Here is an 18,438-nt window from a genome sequence, read left to right as displayed (position 1 = left end):
TTATGCACCAAAAAAGTAGGAAAATGGTGCAAAGTTAGGAATTATGCACCAAAAAAGCAGAGAAAAGGTGCAAAGTTAGGAATTATGCACCAAAAAAGCAGAGAAAAGGTGCAAAGTTAGGAATTATGCACCAAAAAAGCAGAAAAAAAGGTGCAAAACTAGAAAATGTATCCCCAACAAGAGTAAAATAGAAAGAAAACTAGAGGAGAGAAATTATGTACGATCAGTTACAATCTATTGAAGACCGTTACGAAGAATTAGGCGAATTGTTAAGTGACCCAGAAGTGGTTTCTGATACAAAACGCTTTATGGAACTTTCAAAAGAAGAAGCGAATACTCGTGAAACTGTTGCTGTGTATCGTCGTTATAAAGAAGTAGTCACAGGCATTTCAGATGCAGAAGAGATGCTGGGTGAAAATTTAGATGATGAAATGGCAGAATTAGCGAAGGAAGAATTATCTGATTTAAAAAAAGAAAAAGAGCAATTAGAAGAACAAATTAAAATCTTGTTACTACCCAAAGATCCTAATGACGACAAAAATATCATTATGGAGATTCGTGGAGCTGCCGGCGGAGATGAAGCTGCTTTATTTGCAGGAGATTTATTTAGCATGTATCAGCGTTATGCAGAGTCTCAAGGTTGGAAAACAGAAGTTCTGGAAGCTAACGTGACTGGAATCGGTGGTTACAAAGAAGTGATTATGATGATTACTGGAGATAACGTTTTTTCTAAATTAAAATATGAAAGTGGCGCTCACCGTGTTCAACGCGTTCCTTCTACTGAGTCACAAGGTCGTATTCATACATCAACAGCAACAGTTGTTGTTATGCCAGAAGCAGAAGAAGTAGAAATTGATATCGCAGACAAAGACATTCGTACAGATATTTACCATGCATCAGGAGCTGGTGGACAGCACGTCAATAAGACCGCATCTGCCGTTCGCTTAACTCATTTACCTACAGGAATCGTTGTAGCGATGCAAGATGAACGTTCTCAGCTGAAAAACCGTGAGAAAGCAATGAAGGTCTTACGTGCCCGTGTCTATGATCAAATTTCACAAGAAGCGCAGAGCGAATACGATGCCAATCGTAAATCAGCAGTCGGTACTGGAGATCGTTCTGAGCGTATCCGTACCTATAATTTCCCACAAAACCGTGTGACAGATCATCGAATTGGTTTGACGATTCAAAAATTAGATCAAATCTTAGCAGGGAAAATGGATGAAATTATTGATGCTTTGATTGTTTACGATCAAACATCGAAGTTAGAAGAGTTGCAAAATGGCTAAAACTTATCGAGAAGTCCTGTCATGGGCTTCTTCTTTTTTAGAAGAACAAGGAAAAGAAGGTTACAGCATTCAATATGTATTCCTTGCTCGCAAAGGATGGAATAAAACGGACTGGCTTTTAAAGATGAATCAAGAGATTTCTGAAAGTGAAGAGCAACAACTCAAGAAAGATTTAGAGTTATTAGTCCAAAATCATCCACCACAGTATTTAGTTGGTTTTGAGGAATTTTATGGAAGGACCTTCACAGTCACTCCAGCAACCTTAATTCCACGACCTGAAACCGAAGAGCTTGTCGAGTGGTGTTTACAAACTCGTAAAAGTTCACCCTTACATGTTGTCGATGTGGGTACAGGAACCGGTGCAATCGCTGTGTCATTAAGCCTAGAATGTCCTAATTGGCAAGTTTCTGCAGTAGATATTTCAGAAGATGCTTTAGCCGTAGCAATGGACAATAATCAAAGACTATGTGCTGATGTGGCCTTTTATTTAGGCGATACGTTAGCTCCCATTGACAAACCAATAGACTTGTTGGTTTCTAATCCACCCTATATTAGTGAAGACGAATGGGAATTAATGGATGAGAGTGTGCGTAGCTTTGAGCCTAAAATCGCCTTATTTGCTGAAAATCAAGGATTAGCTATTTATCAGAAGTTGGCAGAACAAGCCAAAGATAAATTGAAACCAGATGGAGAAATCTTTTTGGAAATAGGATTTAAACAAGCGACAGCTGTAAAAGCTATTTTTCAAAAGCAATTTCCACATAAGCAAATAGACATTCGCCAAGATTTATCAGGGAATGATCGAATGGTCCATGTGTACTAAGTTATCCACAAGTTTGTGGATAAAATTATTTTTTATGAAAATAAGACAAATGAAAACAAGTAATATCAAAGAAAAGTTGAAATAGTCAGATATACACAGAGTTATCCACTATTTGAAGGATAGTTTTCCACAAAATGTGGAAAAGTCTTGAAAAATGTTGATAACTCACAAGAAAATAAATGGAAGGATGTGAATAAGCTGTGGAAACGAAACGCTTAAATGAAAATCAACTTTCAGAAGCAATTGAATTTTTAAAAGCGGATGGCTTAGTCGCTTTTCCAACTGAAACAGTTTATGGTCTAGGTGGAAATGCTTTATCAGCAAAGGCTGTAAAAAAAGTATTTGAAGTCAAAGGTCGTCCCAGTGACAATCCTTTAATTGTCCACGTAGCAAATTTTGAACAAGTAAAAGAATATGTGGATGAATTTCATCCATTGATAGAAACCTTAGTTGAAAAATACTGGCCTGGTCCATTAACCTTGATTTGTAAACCAAGAACAGGAATTTTTCCAAAAGAAGTTTCTGCAGGGTTACCAACGATTTCTTTTCGAATGCCTAACAATCAAAAAACCTTACGTCTGTTAAAGGAGTCTCATTTACCTTTAGTGGGACCGAGCGCCAATACTTCAGGAAAACCGAGCCCAACATCAGCAGACCATGTCTATCATGATTTGAAGGGGAAAATTGAAGCAATTTTGGATGATGGTGCGACAGCAATTGGTGTCGAATCGACGGTCTTGGATATTAGTGATCCAAAACAAGCACCGATGATTTTGCGACCAGGGGCAATTACTAAAGAACAATTGGAACAAGATTTAGGCATTGAAATTCTTTTGGACAAACATTTAATCAAAGAATCGGAAGCTCCAAAATCACCAGGAATGAAATACAAGCACTATTCACCAGATACGAAAGTATTGATGGTTCGAGAGAATGACTGGCAACAAGCGATTACTTATACACAGATGAATAAGTTAAAAGTAGGTATCATGGCAGGGCCAAGCATTGCAGAATCTCTACAATCAGATGTAGCAGCAGTGTTTATGTATACAGATGACTCTGTGGAAGCAGCTACGAGAGGTCTATTCGCAGGTTTACGTGCCTTAGATGAATCTACTATTGATTTAGATTTAATTTTGGTTGCCACTTTCTCAGAAGATCATTTGGGTGTTGCTTATATGAATCGTCTAAAAAAAGCTGCTGCCCAACAATATTTTGAACCATCTGAAAAGCTATGACGAGGGTCATGGCTTTTTTAGTTTGTCGGAAGGAAAAATTCATGAACAAAGAAATCATTTTTGTTATCTTGATGTTTGTACTGATATTTACTTTGTATCAAGCCGAAATGAGTAAAATAGACTTACTTTAATTGAACAATTATGTATAGTTTTTATTTTTCGTTCGTGTTTTGAGCTATTTTGAAAAGAGAATCTTTTAATGTGGATATTTTTTAAAGCTTTCTCTAAAATCTTATGATACAATGCTTACATCAGAGTAAAGGGGTGTTCGTGTAAAATGGATTATAAGAATTTTGATACAGAATTATGGACGGCAATTGAAAAAGAGGGAACTCGTCAACAAAATAATTTGGAATTAATTGCTTCTGAAAATATTGTTTCTGAAGGAGTACAGGCGGCTCAAGGAAGTATTTTGACGAACAAATACGCAGAAGGTTATCCAGGCCGTCGTTATTATGGTGGTTGTGAATATGTGGACGTTGTTGAAACTTTGGCGATTGAACGCGCAAAGGAAATTTTCGGCGCAAAATTTGCCAATGTTCAACCTCATTCAGGTTCACAAGCGAATACAGCTGCTTATTTAGCATTGATTGAGTCTGGCGATACTGTTTTAGGAATGGACCTTTCAGCGGGAGGTCATTTGACTCATGGTTCACCAGTAAACTTTAGTGGTAAGACTTATCAATTTGTGAGCTATGGCGTAGATCCAACCACAGAAGTAATTGATTATGAAGTTTTACGTATTTTAGCGCGTAAACATCAGCCTAAATTAATTGTTGCTGGTGCGAGTGCCTATTCTCGAACAATCGATTTTGCAAAATTCAGAGAAATTGCGGATGAAGTGGGCGCTAAGTTAATGGTAGATATGGCTCATATTGCAGGCTTAGTTGCGACAGGCTTACATCCAAATCCAGTCCCTTATGCGGATATCACAACCTCGACTACTCATAAAACGTTACGTGGTCCTCGTGGTGGACTTGTTTTAACGAATGATGAAGAGTTAGCGAAAAAAATCAATAGCGCCGTGTTTCCAGGTATTCAAGGTGGACCATTGGAACATGTGATTGCTGCAAAAGCCGTAGCCTTTAAAGAGGCTCTAGATCCAAGCTTTAAAGAATACGGAGAGCAAGTTATTAAAAATGCTCAAGCGATGGCAAAGGTCTTTAATCAAGCACCTCAAGCTCGTTTGGTTTCAGGAGCAACGGATAATCACTTACTACTAGTAGAAGTGACTGGCTTTGAAATGAATGGAAAAGAAGCTGAACAGTTATTGGATTCAGTTAACATTACCGTGAATAAAAACTCTATTCCATTTGAATCATTAAGTCCATTTAAAACAAGCGGTATTCGTATTGGAACGCCAGCAATTACTAGCCGTGGATTTGGCGAAGAAGCTTCTGCAGAAATCGCAAAATTAATTATTAAAGTTCTAGAAAACAAAGACAATGAAGCTATTTTAGAAGAAGTAAGAGCAGCTGTTAAAGAATTGACGGATGCGCACCCATTATATACAAAATAATTGAAGAAACGAGCATTTTTCAAAAAGAAAAATGTTCGTTTTTTTGTAGAAAAAGTCAAAAAACGAAGAACAGTTAGGTGAAAGTTGGAGTAGTCTTCTTCTTTATTTTTTTCATATTATATGGATAGATATCTATCAAGCAGGTGTAAAAGTTATTTGTATCTTTATTCCGATTTAAACAAACGAAATGGGGGGTATTTATGTTCGGTTTTCCAGATAATGTTATAAAAAAAATAAGAATGTTGCACTATTTGGATGAACAAGCTTCTTATACTCAAAGTAGCTTGATTGCTGAGCAATTAGATATCCAAAATCAGACTGTTTTAAAGTATTGTCGTGAAATCAATGAAAATTTGAAGCAATTGACAATTGATGGTGAGATGATTATTGATACGTCGACCAGATATGGGATTCGTTTGATACGTACTAAGGTAAATTTTGATCCAATCGTGGGTGTGTTGTTACAAAAGGAATTACCCTATGCAATATTCAAACAGTTAATTCAATCACGGGATTTTCTAGCAGAAACATTTTGTAAAGAGAACCAAGTGAGTCTATCCAAACTCCGAAGAACGGTTGCTCGAATAAATGATTTTATTCATCAATTCAATTTACACATTAGTGTCTCTCATATGGTAAAGATTACTGGAGAGGAAGAACGTATTCGCACGTTATTTTTCTTATTTGCCTGTTACCTACCAATCAATCAGTTGGATATGATACCGAAAGAATCGAAGTTAGAAAGCCAGAAAAGTGCATGGTTAATTGCGGAAAAATTAAAGCTTGAACCGAACAATTTGACTATTGAGTTATTGGCCATTTGGTATTTTATTAATCAGTTTGCCATAGAGTATGATTTTGAACTTTCCTACACAAAACAAGAGGTTCACTGCTCACCCCCTCTGAAACTTAAGAGCTGGAATGAAAGGAATTGGTATTTTTTTGTTTGTATTTTAGTAAATTTCGAGATTATTTCTTTGCCAAAATTATCCTTCGGTTTATCTGAAACTGGAAGTATTTGGATTCGAATTTTTGAAAAGTATTTTCGTCCGTTAACTCCTTATGAAAAAAATAGCATTCATCAGCAATTTAATCAGATGGAAGGTGTTCGCAAACTTCATTTTTTTCATCAAGATGTTTATGAAATTCTTCAGCCTTGGAGACTTGATCGACTATTAAAAAATACCCCTTTTGAAGAACACTTTGAAGCATTTTGGACGGAATTTCATAGAGTGAGCTCTCAAAAGGACGAATTAGTTCATAAGAAAAGCTTTTTATTGTGTTATAACTTTACTTCTATCGAACAAACACTTCCAACTATTCAATTATTTATTTATTCTTCTTTACCAGAAACGCATCGACAGTTTATTCAGTTGAAAATTCAACAGCGTTTTTTAGGACGTTTTAATCTAGAGTTTGTTAAAGAAAGCATTGAGGCGGATTTGGTGATTATGACTGAATATATGAATAGGGAGAATGTTGATCTAAATCAGACGGTTGTGATGGTAAATGCTGTACTTTCAATGACCGATTTAAATGAACTAGATCAATCAATGAAAACTATTTTATCTACTAATCCTCTGTAAAGACTCTTGTCTATTGCGAAGGATTTTTTTGTATAGGTGTGTATTGACTATAAATGCGGATAAGATTTGAGTTAGAAATCGTCAAATGTACTTAAATTAGTTGTATGATTATTTCATTTGAATTACAATAAAGGAAAACCAAAAGGGGAGTTTTATAATGGGAAAATTTCAAGTAATTGATCATCCGTTAATTCAGCATAAAGTGTCAATCATTCGTGATAAAGACTGTGGAACAAAAGTTTTTCGTGAGGTAGTTGATGAAATTGCCATGTTAATGGCTTACGAAATTTCTCGTGATATGCCAGTAGAAGACGTGGTTATTGAAACACCAATCACTAAAACAACTCAAAAAACACTAGCTGGTAAAAAAGTGGCAATCATCCCAATTTTACGTGCAGGTCTAGGAATGGTTGATGGTATTTTAGAATTAATTCCGGCAGCTAAAGTAGGGCACGTGGGAATGTATCGTGATGAAGAAACTTTAGAGCCACATGAATATTTCATGAAATTACCTGAAGATATTGATAGTCGTCAATTATTAGTTGTTGATCCAATGTTAGCGACAGGTGGTTCAGCAATCATGGCAATTGATTCATTGAAAAAACGTGGGGCATCAAATATTAAATTTGTTTGTTTAGTTGCCGCACCAGAAGGAGTCAAGGCCTTACAAGATGCTCATCCAGATGTAGACATCTATACGGCAGCTTTAGATGACCATTTGAATGAACATGGTTATATCGTTCCAGGTTTGGGCGATGCTGGTGACCGTTTATTTGGTACAAAATAGTTAAGAGTAATTAAAAAATAGCCCCCACTTAGACATTCTCTAAAGATGCTCTAAGTGGGGGCTATTTTTTAATTAGAAGACTTATGTTTCAACATTTTCTATATTTTTCGCATTTGCTTATAGTTGATAATTACGACACCATTACTTTGGACCATTAAATGTTGGTTATCAGCTGTTTCGTCCAATTCCACCACGGCTGAATTTTTTAATTGTTTCGTGACGGTACCTGTTTCTAAATGATTATGAATCTTAAAAACGACAGGTGTGTTGACTGTAAATGCTTCACCAATTTCTGACGGGACGATAGTTGTTTCAAATTTACCAAAAGACATATTCAAAAAACCTCCCTTTCCTATTAATAATTATAGCACATTTTATGAATTTTTTCAGAAAGTAGGATTGTCCAGTGATTTTCCTTTACAAAAATTGACAAGAGGCATATAATTTCCAGTGTAATTTTGCCAGCTTAGCTCAGTTGGTAGAGCAACGCATTCGTAACGCGTAGGTCATAGGTTCGATTCCTATAGCTGGCATAATTAAACCGCTGATATTCTTTGCTAGAAGAATGCCAGTGGTTTTTTAGACGTTAAAGGAAATATATTTTCAAAGGGATAAGAGCTTAGTATGATAGTTTTTTTTATCCCTTTTCATTTGTAGACATTGCATTCAAACTCGTGAAAAGAGTGGGGATAGTGGAAACCGCTAAAATATCATTCCAAACAATAAGAAAAAGAGGCATAAACGGAAAATTTGTATCTCTCCAAATTTTTTATTTTGAATAGTGTGACATGTTATGAAGCTTTCAATTTTTGTTTGGTTTTAACTGTAGATAGTCATTCTTCTTCCTAAGAATTTTTAAATCTCACAGATGAATACTTTCATTTCTAGGGGAAACTCTATATAATGAAAAGAGTATTTTTTAACATGAAAAGAGATTGAAGATGAATAATAAAAATAGAAATGTTCTTAGAAATGATAACCGTATAGATTATGGCGTAATTTTACCCGTCTTTCTATTGTGTTTAGTTGGTTTAGCTTCCCTGTATGTGGCAATTGATCAAGCAGCAAATGATGCCAATCCTCTAAAAGGGGCGATGCAACAAGGTGTATGGTATTTATTGGGCGTAGTAGCTGTGGTCATTATTATGCACATGAAATCAAAATGGATTTGGCGTTTGACACCATATATCTATGGCGCAGGTTTGATTGTAATGGGTTTGTTAGTGAAGTTTTACGATCAGGAAACTTATAATAATACTGGTTCTAAAAACTGGTTCCGCTTTGGTCCGTTTAGTGTCCAACCCGCGGAGTTAATGAAAATTGCTTTAATTTTAATGTTGGCTTTTATTATCACCACTCATAATGCCAAAAATCGGATCCGTACTTTGAAAACGGACGGTATTTTAATTGCTAAAATGTTGATTGCAACAATTCCAGTTTTAGCGCTTGTTTTAATTCAAGAAGATTTTGGTACCATGTTAGTCTTTTTAGCTATTTTTGGTGGCGTATTTTTAATGTCAGGAATTTCTTGGAAAATTGTTTTGCCAGTATTTATTGCTGTAGGTCTATTGGGGGCAGGGGTAATTTTTCTAGCACTAACAGATACTGGACGAGAACTACTAAATATGGTTGGGGTAAGACCTCATCAATTCGAACGGATTGATTTATGGAGAGACCCTTTTAGTACACCGGGAAACCAAGTAGCTCGTTCGATTATGGCGATTGGTTCAGGTGGAATTTTCGGGAAAGGCTTTAACGTTAGTGAAGTGTATGTACCCGTTCGTGAATCAGATATGATTTTCTCTGTGATTGGTGAAAATTTTGGTTTCGTAGGTAGTAGCTTTGTTATTTTACTTTATTTTATTTTAATTTATCGAATGATTCGAGTTTGTTTTGACACAAACAATGAATTTTATGCGTATATTGCGACAGGAATTATCATGATGATTTTATTCCATGTCTTTGAAAATATTGGTGCCAACATTGGTTTGTTACCCTTGACAGGGATTCCGTTGCCTTTTATTAGTCAAGGGGGATCCGCATTGTTAAGTAATATGATAGGAATTGGTTTGATTCTTTCCATGCGCTATCAGGCAGAAACAGTGCCAAAAACAACGAGAGGATGAAAAAATTGGTTACATTATACTGGTATCCGAAGTGTAGTACTTGTAGAGATGCAAAAAAATGGTTAGAATCACAAGGACAGGTAGTTGAAACGATTGATATGATTCAAGAGGTACCTAGTCCAGAGTTACTTGCACAATGGGTTCAAGAAAGTGGTTTACCAATTCGTCGTTTTTTCAATACAAGTGGAGTGAAATATCGAGCATTAGGCTTGAAAGATAAGATTGACGGGTATACACTAGAAGAAGCTTGTCAGGTATTGGCAACGGATGGAATGTTAATTAAACGACCAATTTTAGTAAAAGATGGTCATTTTTTAGTGAATGGATTTAAAGAGAAAGAATATGGAGGCGTCCTCTGAGATGGAAAAGAAATGTTTGAAGAAAAAAGATAATCTATGGGTTTTATTTAATGGTAAAGAATATGTAGTTGGTTTGACGAAAGAAGCGCAAGATGATTTGGGGGCAATTACTTTTGCTTCTGTACCAAAAGTAGGGCAAAGTTTTACTACAGGTGATACTTTAGTTGAATTGGAAGCTGAAAAAGCAGTCAATGAATACGTAAGTCCGTTAACTGGTGTTGTTTCTTCTGTAAATGAAAAAATCGATGCAAACATAGATGTTTTAAATTCTGAAGACGAAATGGTTGCCTGGATTATTAGCTTAAAAGACGTAGATGCAGCTGAGTTTGAAGCACTTTAAAAACGAATAATACAAGAATAATCTATCCAATCAAACCCGAATTGAGTTTGATTGGATAGATTTTTTAATTATCTAAATAGATAGAGATTGACTTGTTTTATACATCGTATTACTATGTATATAGTAATACAACATACTTAGGTAGGTGGTATATATGATTGAGAGTGAAATGTTAAAGGGAGTTCTAAAAATTTTAGTTTTAAAACTGATTAGTAATGAAAATTTGTACGGCTATGCTTTGGTTAAAGAGCTAAATCATCAAACACAAGGACTCATATCTATTAAAGAAGGAACCTTATATCCAGTTCTTCATAAGTTTGAACAATCAAAAGATATTAAGAGTTATTGGGAAGAAAGTGAGAGTGGTAGAAAAAGGAAGTACTACCAGATTACTAAACAAGGGGAACAAACCTTAACAGAGTTAATCGAAAAGTGGCAGTATCTCGAACAGGCGATGAAAAGTGTATTGGGAGGTTAGGTAATGAAGGAGTTAAAAAAGGTTGCCAAAAAAATGGCGAGTGCAATCAATGATCCAATTGAGCGTAAAGAAGCGGTTAACGAAATCTATCAACACTTATTGGAATCTTATGAAGAATTTAGAGAGGAAAGTTATACTCATAAAGAAGCTCTAAAAATGAGTATTGAGCATTTTGGAGAGTCTAAAGAAATGGAAGATGAATTGAAACAAGCGCATATCAAACCACTTAATCGTAAATCTTGGTTGATTATTCTTAGCACTAGTTTTATTTTTCTCATCGTGCTGTACCTGTTGTTATTCTTTGTTTTTGCTTAAAAAGAGAGGAAGTTTAAGATGAATTTAGTTCGTAAATATTGGTTACCTGTATCCATTTATCTATTCGCATTTTTTATCATACCGGTTCTTGCAAGGGGATATGTAGACGACGGATTCGGTCTGATTATCATTAATATACTTCTTGGCAATTCTGCAGCAGTCTTTTTTGGCGTTTGTTACATTACGTATAAGTACGGACTGGATTGGTTGAATATAGTTATTATCACTATTCTGTATCTAGTGTCTTGCTTCGTTGTTTGGAATAGTTCAGCTATTGGTTATCTTATTTTATATGGTATTATTGCAGCCATCGCATTGTTAACTGGTTACCTATTTAGAAAAAGTCTTTGAAGTTAAGGAGAATATTTTTGTGTTCGTTTAAAAAGATTAGGCCAGTTTCTGCTAGAAAAAAATGAAAGAATAGAAAAATGGCTAGGCACCAACCGTTTGGGCGATGCTTAGCCTTTTTATTTAATCTTGATACAAATTAATTCCTTGTTCAGTATCTTCTATTTTTGCTTTTTTTGGAGCAGTTATAACTAAATAAATAAGGTGAAAATCTCCCACACAGCCAGCACCGTGTAATGCACTTAGAAAAACAAAAGAGCTTGTGGGAATCCAACCACTGAGATAGCAGATAAACAAGGCTAAGCTAATCAAAACAAAGGGTGCTAGACAGATGATACTAAATTGGATCTTTGTGTAAAAAGAATTCGGACTGGTTGCATATGCCATCCCATTTTTGAACCCAAATTTTACTTTTCTTTCTGGTTGAAACAGTTTGAAAAATATTCCATGAATCAGTTCATGAATAGTTAACAGGAGGAAAAAACCTGCAAGAATGATTACGTAAGCAAACCAGTGAAGTTCATTAGACATAGCGTCTTTTTTTTAGAGCGAAATACTAGAAAACAAGACGAAAAAAAGTGCTATCAAAGGAATAGATACAACATTTAGCCAAAAAATCACTTTTTTATTCTCAAGTAGATTGACTCTTTGAATGAGTTTCATTTATCAAAACCTCCTTATAGTAATTGTTGATTTTATTTTAGTATAGCAACATTTATAGTTGGAGCCTATCAAAAAAGCCTCGAGGAAGCGCTCCTCGAGACAATCGTTCGATATGTTCAATAAGGTATTCAAACCAATTCAATTTTTGGCCAGTTTCGAAAAGTAGCTATTTTCAGATATGTATCAATTTAACGACCAAAAAAAGGAGCAGCATATGGAAGTATCATAATCCATTGACGACGATTTAACTTGGCTAATAAGGTTTTACCATCATCTGATAGATTGCCACTAAGCGATAATTTACGGAGTGAGTCAATGACAATGTATACTTCTTTTTGCTGAGAAACTTTCGGGTTTTCTAATTTTTTAGCCGTAACATCAATGAGTGTTTTTTCATAAATGTTTAAGTCAGGGTGTGTCTTTGAAAAATCTGTTAACCATCGACCTTCATCGTGTATGACAATATTTCTTATTATACGTAGTATCTTCTTCATTTTATGAATAGCCTCCTTTCTATTTGTTCAAATATGGAAATAAGTTATGTAGTAGAAAAAGTGGTCCAAATAACTAAATGTATGTATTTATTGTACCATATAATGTCATATTATCAAAATTATCTAAATATTCTTTGAATTTATCGAGAGTAAAAATAACTGATGTTTAGTTTGAGAGTAAACCTAAATATCAAGGCTACTTATTATTTGAAAAATAATCCTTTCAATCTATATAAAAAGACTCGAGGAAAAGTTCCTCGAGTCAGGTAGTTACTTATTGTTATTCTTCTTCGGCATCTTCACCGATTACTTCAGGAGTAATTTCTTCCCCTGGTTCTTCTACTTCCTCTTCAACACGAGGTTCAGATACAGAGGCAACTTGCTCTTCTGGATCATTTAAAATAGTATAGTCATCTGATTCTGGAATATCTGCAACGGTTACTGAGTCACCAATTTCTAATGCTGAAACATCAAGTTCAACATTTTCAGGCAATTTATCAGGTGTTGCTGAAACAGTTACTGTGTATAGAGTTTGTGCTAAGATACCACCAACTTTAACGCCAGCAGCGTCACCAACTAATACAACATCCGCGTCTACTTCTGTTTCTTCTTTCATATTTACTGAAATAAATGAAACATGGGTAATTTCAGATGTAAAAGTATCAGATGAATACTCTTGCACTAAAGTATTTACTTTTTTACCATCAATTTTGATAGTAATAACAGTATTTAAACCTTCTTCACGTAAAATCCGGCTAAAATCTTTAGCATCTACTGAAATAGGGGTACTTTCAACTTTATACCCATTAACTACAGCAGGGATTTTTCCTTCGTGACGTAATTTGTTTCTAATAGAACGTGGGCGAACTTCTCTCTTACTTACTTCCAATGATACTGACATAACTTAATTCCTCCTAAAATTTTCTGTCATTTGACAGTGTTTTTAAGCAAATTTTCGTTAACTCATGCACATTAAATAGGGGTACGTGATTGAGAACACGCAAAAGGGTAGCTATGAATACACAGCTACCCAGAAAGGTTAATTTCATCCTTCTCCACCAGTTTATAACGCTGTGTGTTGTGAGAACTTTATTTACTTTACTCTTTAACCATACGCATGATTTGGAAATAAGTCAACTGATTTGAATATGGACGATTTTGAAGATTTTGTCTTGGAAGGCTCTTTTGTTATACTTGAAGGGGAATAAATTAAAATGTAAGGGAGACAAAATTAGATGGTGAAACGATTGATAAGTGCAAATGCTAGTGAGGTTGCTAAGTTCACTAAAGAAGACTTAAAACAAAGTATTAAAGCTAGTGAGGGACGTGTCGTTCTAAGTGAAAATGTCGTCTTACAAGAACCAATTATTGGAGATATCACGTCCAGTGAGTTAGCCAAAGCCTTTGGAGCAGATCTGATTTTATTAAATGTATTTGATGTGTATAATCCAATCATTTTAGGAATGCCCGGACAATCTCATTTAGCTAATGCTAAACCAAATGAAAATGTTGTCCGTGAATTAAAAGAATTAATCGGTCTCCCTGTTGGATTGAATTTGGAACCTATCGATCCAAATGCAGAAATGGCAGAAGACCAAACAAGTATTGCAAAAGGGCGTCAAGCAAGTGCAGAAACGTTAAAAAAAGCCAGTCAATTAGGTTTTGATTTTGTTTTATTAACTGGAAATCCAGGAACTGGTGTGACGAATAAAGAAATCGCTCAGGCAGTATCTTTAGCCAAAGAACATTTTGACGGAGTTATTATTGCTGGAAAAATGCACGGGGCAGGAGTAAATGAACCTGTCGTGAATTTAGAAGCTGCCAAAGAGTTTATTGAACGTGGGGCAGATATTTTATTAGTTCCAGCAGTTGGAACTGTTTGGGGTGTACGTGAAGAAGAAGTTCGTAAAGCGATTGATTTGGCTCATGAAGCCGATGCTTTAGTCATGAGTGCGATTGGAACTAGTCAAGAAAGTTCAGATCCAGATATTATCAAACAAATTGCCTTGCACAATAAAACGTTGGGGGTAGACATTCAACATATTGGTGATGCCAATATGGGATTGGTCGGAATTCGCAATATTACCGTTTTGTCTGACGCCATTCGTGGAGCTAGACATACCGTCGCTAGAATTGCTCGCTCAGTGAAACGATAGTAGTAGCAGAAAAATAACAAACAGTGAAAAACTTTAGAAAATTCTTTTTTACGGATTTCCTAAAGTTTTTCTTAATGAGTATTTAGATACTTTCTTTTTATAGAATAGAATGAAACCTCCATAAAGATATCAAAAACACGAGACTTCATTTTCCAGCAAAAAACGCTATAATAATTGAGAAAGGAAAGACTCATGCGATTAGATAAATTAATAGAGACAAACTTAAAGACTTCTCGTAAGCAGATGAAGCGACTCTTTCTGATGGGAAAGGTCAAAGTGGATGGAGAAGTAATTTATCAGGAAAATAGAAATGTGGATAGTACATTACATGTCATTGAAGTGGACAAAAAGAGTCTATCTACCAATGAGGTCTACTATTTGTTGAACAAACCTCAAGGTGTGGTAACAGCGAATCAAGATCAATTACCGACTGTTTTTGACTTACTGAAACCAGAAGATTGGCGAGAAGATTTAACGGCAGTAGGTCGTTTGGATCGAGATACAGAGGGGTTGTTATTGCTGACAAGTAATGGACAACTCAGCTATGAACTATTGCAGCCGAAAAAGAAAGTCACAAAAACTTATGAAGTACGTGTGAATGAAGTGGTGACGGAAGAAGATGTGGAGCGATTCGCTAAAGGAATTACTTTTCATGGAGGAATCACTTGTCAGCCGGCTAAATTAAAAATACTCACTTCTACCTCTTTAGAAAGTCGGGTGCATTTGACGATTCGTGAAGGCAAATTTCATCAAGTGAAAAAGATGTTTCTCACAACGGGAAAAAAAGTGATTTACTTAAAACGTATAGCTATGGGACCGTTAGAGTTACAAAATTTACCAGTTGGAACCTATCGTTCACTAACTTTAGAAGAGTTAAACCAGTTAAAAGCCTATTTTCGTTAAAAATAGTTAAGGAGAGCAAGATGAAATATAAGACACTATTATTTGATGTGGATGACACATTGTTAGATTTTAAAGATGCAGAAAACCAAGCCCTACATTCTTTGTTTAAAGAAGTCGGTATTCATTTAACACCAGAAATTGAAAAAATTTATAAAACATTAAATCATCAACGTTGGCAAGAATACGAAAAAGGAAACATGAGCTCTGAGGAAGTCGTAAATGGTCGATTTGGTTTATTATTTGAAAAACTAGACAAAAAAGTCGATAGTCCAGCAATGGAAAAACGCTATCGTCATTATTTGAATCAAGGACACAAACGTCTGGGGAATAGTTTAGAAATTATTCAAGATTTGTCGCAAAAAGCTGATTTGTATGTTGTTACAAATGGCGTAGAAGCGACACAGATGCAACGATTGACTGATTCGGAATTGTTGCCTTATTTTAAAGACATCTTCATTTCAGAAGTAGCCGGTGCACAAAAACCTAAAAAAGAGTTTTTTGATTATGCCTTTGCACGAATCCCAAAATTAAATAAAACAGAGACGGTCATTATCGGTGATTCTTTGACTTCCGATATTCAAGGAGGGCACAATGCAGGGATTGATACGATTTGGTTAAATAGTACTGAAAAACCAGAACCTATTCAGCCAACCTTCCAAATTGAATCTTTAGAGGAAATTTATACGATTTTAGCAAATTAATCTATGGTTTTTTATAGTAATTTTTGATATTTCCGCTATAATTTATAAGAAGCGTGAAAAAGAAATGAAAGAGGGAAAGTTGATGAAAAAAAGACCGATTATCATTGGAGTAACTGGAGGATCAGGAAGTGGGAAAACCAGTGTTAGCCGTGCAATTTTAAATCATTTTCCAGAACATTCGATTATGATGTTAGAACATGATTCCTACTACAAAGATCAAAGTCATCTAGAATTTGAGGAACGTTTAAAAACAAATTACGACCATCCTTTTGCATTCGATACGGATCTGTTGATCGAACATTTAGAAGTTTTATTGAATTATGAAACGATTGAGAAACCCGTGTATGATTACGTGCACCACACACGTAGTGAAGAAACGGTGATTCAAGAACCAAGAGATGTGATTATTCTTGAAGGTATTTTGATTTTGGAAGATGAACGTTTGCGTAATATGATGGATATTAAAGTGTACGTTGATACAGATGATGATATTCGTATTATCCGTCGTATCAAGCGAGATATGGAAGAACGTGGCCGTACATTGGATTCAGTAATCGATCAGTATTTAACCGTGGTAAAACCAATGTACCATCAGTTTATTGAACCAACTAAACGTTATGCAGATGTAGTTGTACCTGAGGGTGGGAAAAATCATGTAGCCATTGATTTAATCAACACCAAGGTAAGTTCTATTTTAGCCAATTAAAAAACTAGCCAACGAGTAAAAATTGTGCTAAAGTAAGTTTCATGCGATGAGCCGAGACGACTAGCAGTTGCTAGTCAACTCAAACAGAGGCACACCGAGGAAACTCAACCTGCCGGATTTGCAGGGTGTCGGATGATTCTTTTGTGGAGATGGAATCGTCTACTAGCAATAGTACTGTCTCAAAAAAGAGCGAAAATCTTGTTTACAGGATTTTCGCTCTTTTTTTGTTTATGTTTATAGTACAATGAAAAATAAAGAATACTCGTTGCCAGTCTCACTTGCCAGGACCTCCAAATTAGTGAGATGGTATGCGTAGAGAGAATCGAATGTAAATTTTCGATTTTTGAAAATTTAATTACGTTGAAACGAAATAGCTTAATTAGAAATAAGGATACCAGTTCCACTTACTAGGACCTTCAAATTAGTGGAATGGTATACGGCATTTCAATCAAACTAAAATTTGCCAGTCTCACTTACTAGGACCTCCCAGCTAGTGAGATGGTATGAGTGGAGAGAATCGAATTTAAATTTTTGGTTTTTAAAAATTTAATTACATTGAAACGAAATAGCTTAATATTTTATTATTACTTTCTAAAATATATTTTACAAGGAGTGAATAACAATGACTGTTCGTTACGGTATTATCAGTACTGCTCAAATCGTTCCACGATTTGTTGCAGGAATACGTGAAAGTGATGAAGGAGAAGTGACTGCAATTGCTTCTAGAACCTTAGATAGGGCACAGAAAATGGCTGAAAAGTTAGCTATACCAACTGCTTATGGCAGTTATCAAGAGTTACTAGAGGACGACAATGTAGATATCGTATATGTGGCAACCTATAACCGAGGACATTATGAAGTCGCGAAAGAGGCAATTTTAGCAGGGAAGCATGTTTTAGTCGAAAAACCATTTACATTGACTTGGGATGAGGCGGATGAACTATTTCATTTGGCTAAGGAGCAAGCAGTCTTTTTGATGGAAGCTCAAAAAGCGCTTTTTTTACCAACGACTAATTTTGTAAAAGAAAAGATTCAATCGGGTGCATTAGGTAATGTGCAATATATTCGTTCGACAACTGCCTATCCAAATGTGGATCACATTAGTTGGTTTCATTCAATTGACGCAGGAGGAGGAGCGATGCGTAGCTCAGGAAGCTACCCCGTTCAATATATGCTTTACATGACAGATTCAGAAATTGCGGAAGCGGCAGGAACTGTCTTGAGACAGCCGAAAGAAACCGATACACAGTGTGATGTCAGTATCTTGTTTGAAAACCAAGTTCAAGGGAATATTTTTGTGACGACTCATTTAGACATTCCTAGTGAGTTGGCAATTTATGGTGACAAAGGAAAAATTGTGGTACCTTATTTCTGGAAAGCCAGTGAAGTTCTAATCGAGATTAATGGGGAAACTCAGAACTTTTCATTCGACTATGAAAGTGAGTTTGTTTACGAAATTAACCACGTAAATGAATGTTTGAAAAAAGGACTGATTGAGAGTCCAGTTATGACTAAAGAACTGACGTTGCAGTCGGTAGAATTAGCAGATCAGTTGTATGCGCAGTGGTTAATTGAGGGGTGATTTTGCAAACCTTTTCCTAGCATGG

General features: G+C 35.5%; 21 protein-coding genes and 1 tRNA gene. 18 read left to right on the top strand and 4 right to left on the bottom strand.

The features are described 5' to 3' along the window. Window positions 1-215 precede the first annotated feature (215 nt). From prfA to upp, 6 genes are all read left to right on the top strand, one after another. On the top strand, window positions 216-1,289 hold the full coding sequence (gene prfA, locus AC4BBX_RS07460) for a peptide chain release factor 1 (RefSeq protein ID WP_490453263.1): 1,074 nt from the start codon (window positions 216-218) through the stop codon (window positions 1,287-1,289). Next, complete coding sequence (gene prmC, locus AC4BBX_RS07455) at window positions 1,282-2,112, top strand: peptide chain release factor N(5)-glutamine methyltransferase (protein WP_490453262.1); 831 nt, start codon at window positions 1,282-1,284, stop codon at window positions 2,110-2,112. Before prfA ends, prmC begins: the two co-directional genes overlap by 8 nt. Window positions 2,113-2,312: 200 nt before the next feature. After that, window positions 2,313-3,350, top strand: coding sequence for an L-threonylcarbamoyladenylate synthase (locus AC4BBX_RS07450; RefSeq protein WP_490453261.1), 1,038 nt, complete (start codon window positions 2,313-2,315; stop codon window positions 3,348-3,350). Between the two features lie 277 nt (window positions 3,351-3,627). Continuing rightward, on the top strand, window positions 3,628-4,869 hold the full coding sequence (gene glyA / locus AC4BBX_RS07445) for a serine hydroxymethyltransferase (RefSeq protein ID WP_490453260.1): 1,242 nt from the start codon (window positions 3,628-3,630) through the stop codon (window positions 4,867-4,869). Window positions 4,870-5,069: 200 nt separating this feature from the next. Continuing rightward, window positions 5,070-6,455: a helix-turn-helix domain-containing protein gene (locus AC4BBX_RS07440; protein ID WP_490453259.1), complete on the top strand. Its 1,386-nt coding sequence runs from the start codon at window positions 5,070-5,072 to the stop codon at window positions 6,453-6,455. Between the two features lie 157 nt (window positions 6,456-6,612). Next, complete coding sequence (upp, locus tag AC4BBX_RS07435) at window positions 6,613-7,242, top strand: uracil phosphoribosyltransferase (protein ID WP_490453258.1); 630 nt, start codon at window positions 6,613-6,615, stop codon at window positions 7,240-7,242. Window positions 7,243-7,340: 98 nt separating this feature from the next. Here upp and AC4BBX_RS07430 read toward each other — a convergent pair whose 3' ends face one another. Further along, window positions 7,341-7,574, bottom strand: coding sequence for a hypothetical protein (locus AC4BBX_RS07430; protein WP_490453257.1), 234 nt, complete (start codon window positions 7,572-7,574; stop codon window positions 7,341-7,343). Window positions 7,575-7,702: 128 nt separating this feature from the next. Here AC4BBX_RS07430 and AC4BBX_RS07425 point away from each other — a divergent pair. From AC4BBX_RS07425 to AC4BBX_RS07395, 7 genes are all read left to right on the top strand, one after another. Beyond that, window positions 7,703-7,775, top strand: a tRNA-Thr gene (locus AC4BBX_RS07425). A 408-nt stretch (window positions 7,776-8,183) separates the two neighbouring features. Continuing rightward, window positions 8,184-9,368: an FtsW/RodA/SpoVE family cell cycle protein gene (locus AC4BBX_RS07420; RefSeq protein WP_490453256.1), complete on the top strand. Its 1,185-nt coding sequence runs from the start codon at window positions 8,184-8,186 to the stop codon at window positions 9,366-9,368. Window positions 9,369-9,373: 5 nt separating this feature from the next. Next, a complete protein-coding gene (locus AC4BBX_RS07415) occupies window positions 9,374-9,727 on the top strand; it encodes an arsenate reductase family protein (RefSeq protein WP_490453255.1) in 354 nt (117 codons plus the stop codon). 1 nt (window position 9,728) lies between these two features. After that, a complete protein-coding gene (locus AC4BBX_RS07410) occupies window positions 9,729-10,067 on the top strand; it encodes a glycine cleavage system H family protein (protein WP_490453254.1) in 339 nt (112 codons plus the stop codon). Window positions 10,068-10,221: 154 nt separating this feature from the next. Then, window positions 10,222-10,545, top strand: a complete 324-nt coding sequence (locus AC4BBX_RS07405; RefSeq protein WP_490453253.1) for a PadR family transcriptional regulator — start codon at window positions 10,222-10,224, stop codon at window positions 10,543-10,545. 3 nt (window positions 10,546-10,548) lie between these two features. Then, complete coding sequence (locus AC4BBX_RS07400; RefSeq protein ID WP_490453252.1) at window positions 10,549-10,860, top strand: hypothetical protein; 312 nt, start codon at window positions 10,549-10,551, stop codon at window positions 10,858-10,860. Window positions 10,861-10,878: 18 nt separating this feature from the next. Then, a complete protein-coding gene (locus tag AC4BBX_RS07395) occupies window positions 10,879-11,211 on the top strand; it encodes a hypothetical protein (protein WP_490453251.1) in 333 nt (110 codons plus the stop codon). 120 nt (window positions 11,212-11,331) lie between these two features. On the opposite strand, the gene AC4BBX_RS07390 is transcribed toward AC4BBX_RS07395, so the two are convergent. The 3 genes from AC4BBX_RS07390 to AC4BBX_RS07380 all read right to left on the bottom strand — a co-directional run bounded on the left by AC4BBX_RS07390 (window position 11,332) and on the right by AC4BBX_RS07380 (window position 13,266). After that, window positions 11,332-11,739, bottom strand: coding sequence for a DUF3267 domain-containing protein (locus AC4BBX_RS07390; RefSeq protein WP_490453250.1), 408 nt, complete (start codon window positions 11,737-11,739; stop codon window positions 11,332-11,334). 320 nt (window positions 11,740-12,059) lie between these two features. Continuing rightward, the gene (locus AC4BBX_RS07385; RefSeq protein WP_490453249.1) at window positions 12,060-12,365 is read right to left on the bottom strand and encodes a hypothetical protein; all 306 of its coding nucleotides are present in this window, start codon (window positions 12,363-12,365) and stop codon (window positions 12,060-12,062) included. 280 nt (window positions 12,366-12,645) lie between these two features. Continuing rightward, window positions 12,646-13,266, bottom strand: coding sequence for a 50S ribosomal protein L25/general stress protein Ctc (locus AC4BBX_RS07380; protein WP_490453248.1), 621 nt, complete (start codon window positions 13,264-13,266; stop codon window positions 12,646-12,648). 334 nt (window positions 13,267-13,600) lie between these two features. On the opposite strand from AC4BBX_RS07380, the gene AC4BBX_RS07375 reads away from it, so the two are divergent. From AC4BBX_RS07375 to AC4BBX_RS07355, 5 genes are all read left to right on the top strand, one after another. Continuing rightward, window positions 13,601-14,521 carry a DUF7916 family protein gene (locus tag AC4BBX_RS07375; RefSeq protein WP_490453247.1) on the top strand — a complete coding sequence of 307 codons (921 nt, stop codon included), beginning with the start codon at window positions 13,601-13,603 and terminating at the stop codon, window positions 14,519-14,521. A gap of 192 nt (window positions 14,522-14,713) precedes the next feature. Further along, on the top strand, window positions 14,714-15,424 hold the full coding sequence (locus AC4BBX_RS07370) for a pseudouridine synthase (protein ID WP_490453246.1): 711 nt from the start codon (window positions 14,714-14,716) through the stop codon (window positions 15,422-15,424). A gap of 20 nt (window positions 15,425-15,444) precedes the next feature. Next, window positions 15,445-16,125 carry a YjjG family noncanonical pyrimidine nucleotidase gene (locus AC4BBX_RS07365; protein ID WP_490453245.1) on the top strand — a complete coding sequence of 227 codons (681 nt, stop codon included), beginning with the start codon at window positions 15,445-15,447 and terminating at the stop codon, window positions 16,123-16,125. An 82-nt stretch (window positions 16,126-16,207) separates the two neighbouring features. Beyond that, window positions 16,208-16,831, top strand: a complete 624-nt coding sequence (gene udk / locus AC4BBX_RS07360) for a uridine kinase (protein WP_490453244.1) — start codon at window positions 16,208-16,210, stop codon at window positions 16,829-16,831. A 622-nt stretch (window positions 16,832-17,453) separates the two neighbouring features. Beyond that, complete coding sequence (locus AC4BBX_RS07355; RefSeq protein WP_490453243.1) at window positions 17,454-18,413, top strand: Gfo/Idh/MocA family protein; 960 nt, start codon at window positions 17,454-17,456, stop codon at window positions 18,411-18,413. The last annotated feature ends 25 nt before the right edge of the window (window positions 18,414-18,438 follow it).

The organism is Enterococcus sp. AMC1157 (genome assembly GCF_058216555.1).
The sequence above is the reverse complement of the archived record's forward strand: the minus strand, read 5'-3'. Positions and strand labels throughout refer to the sequence as shown.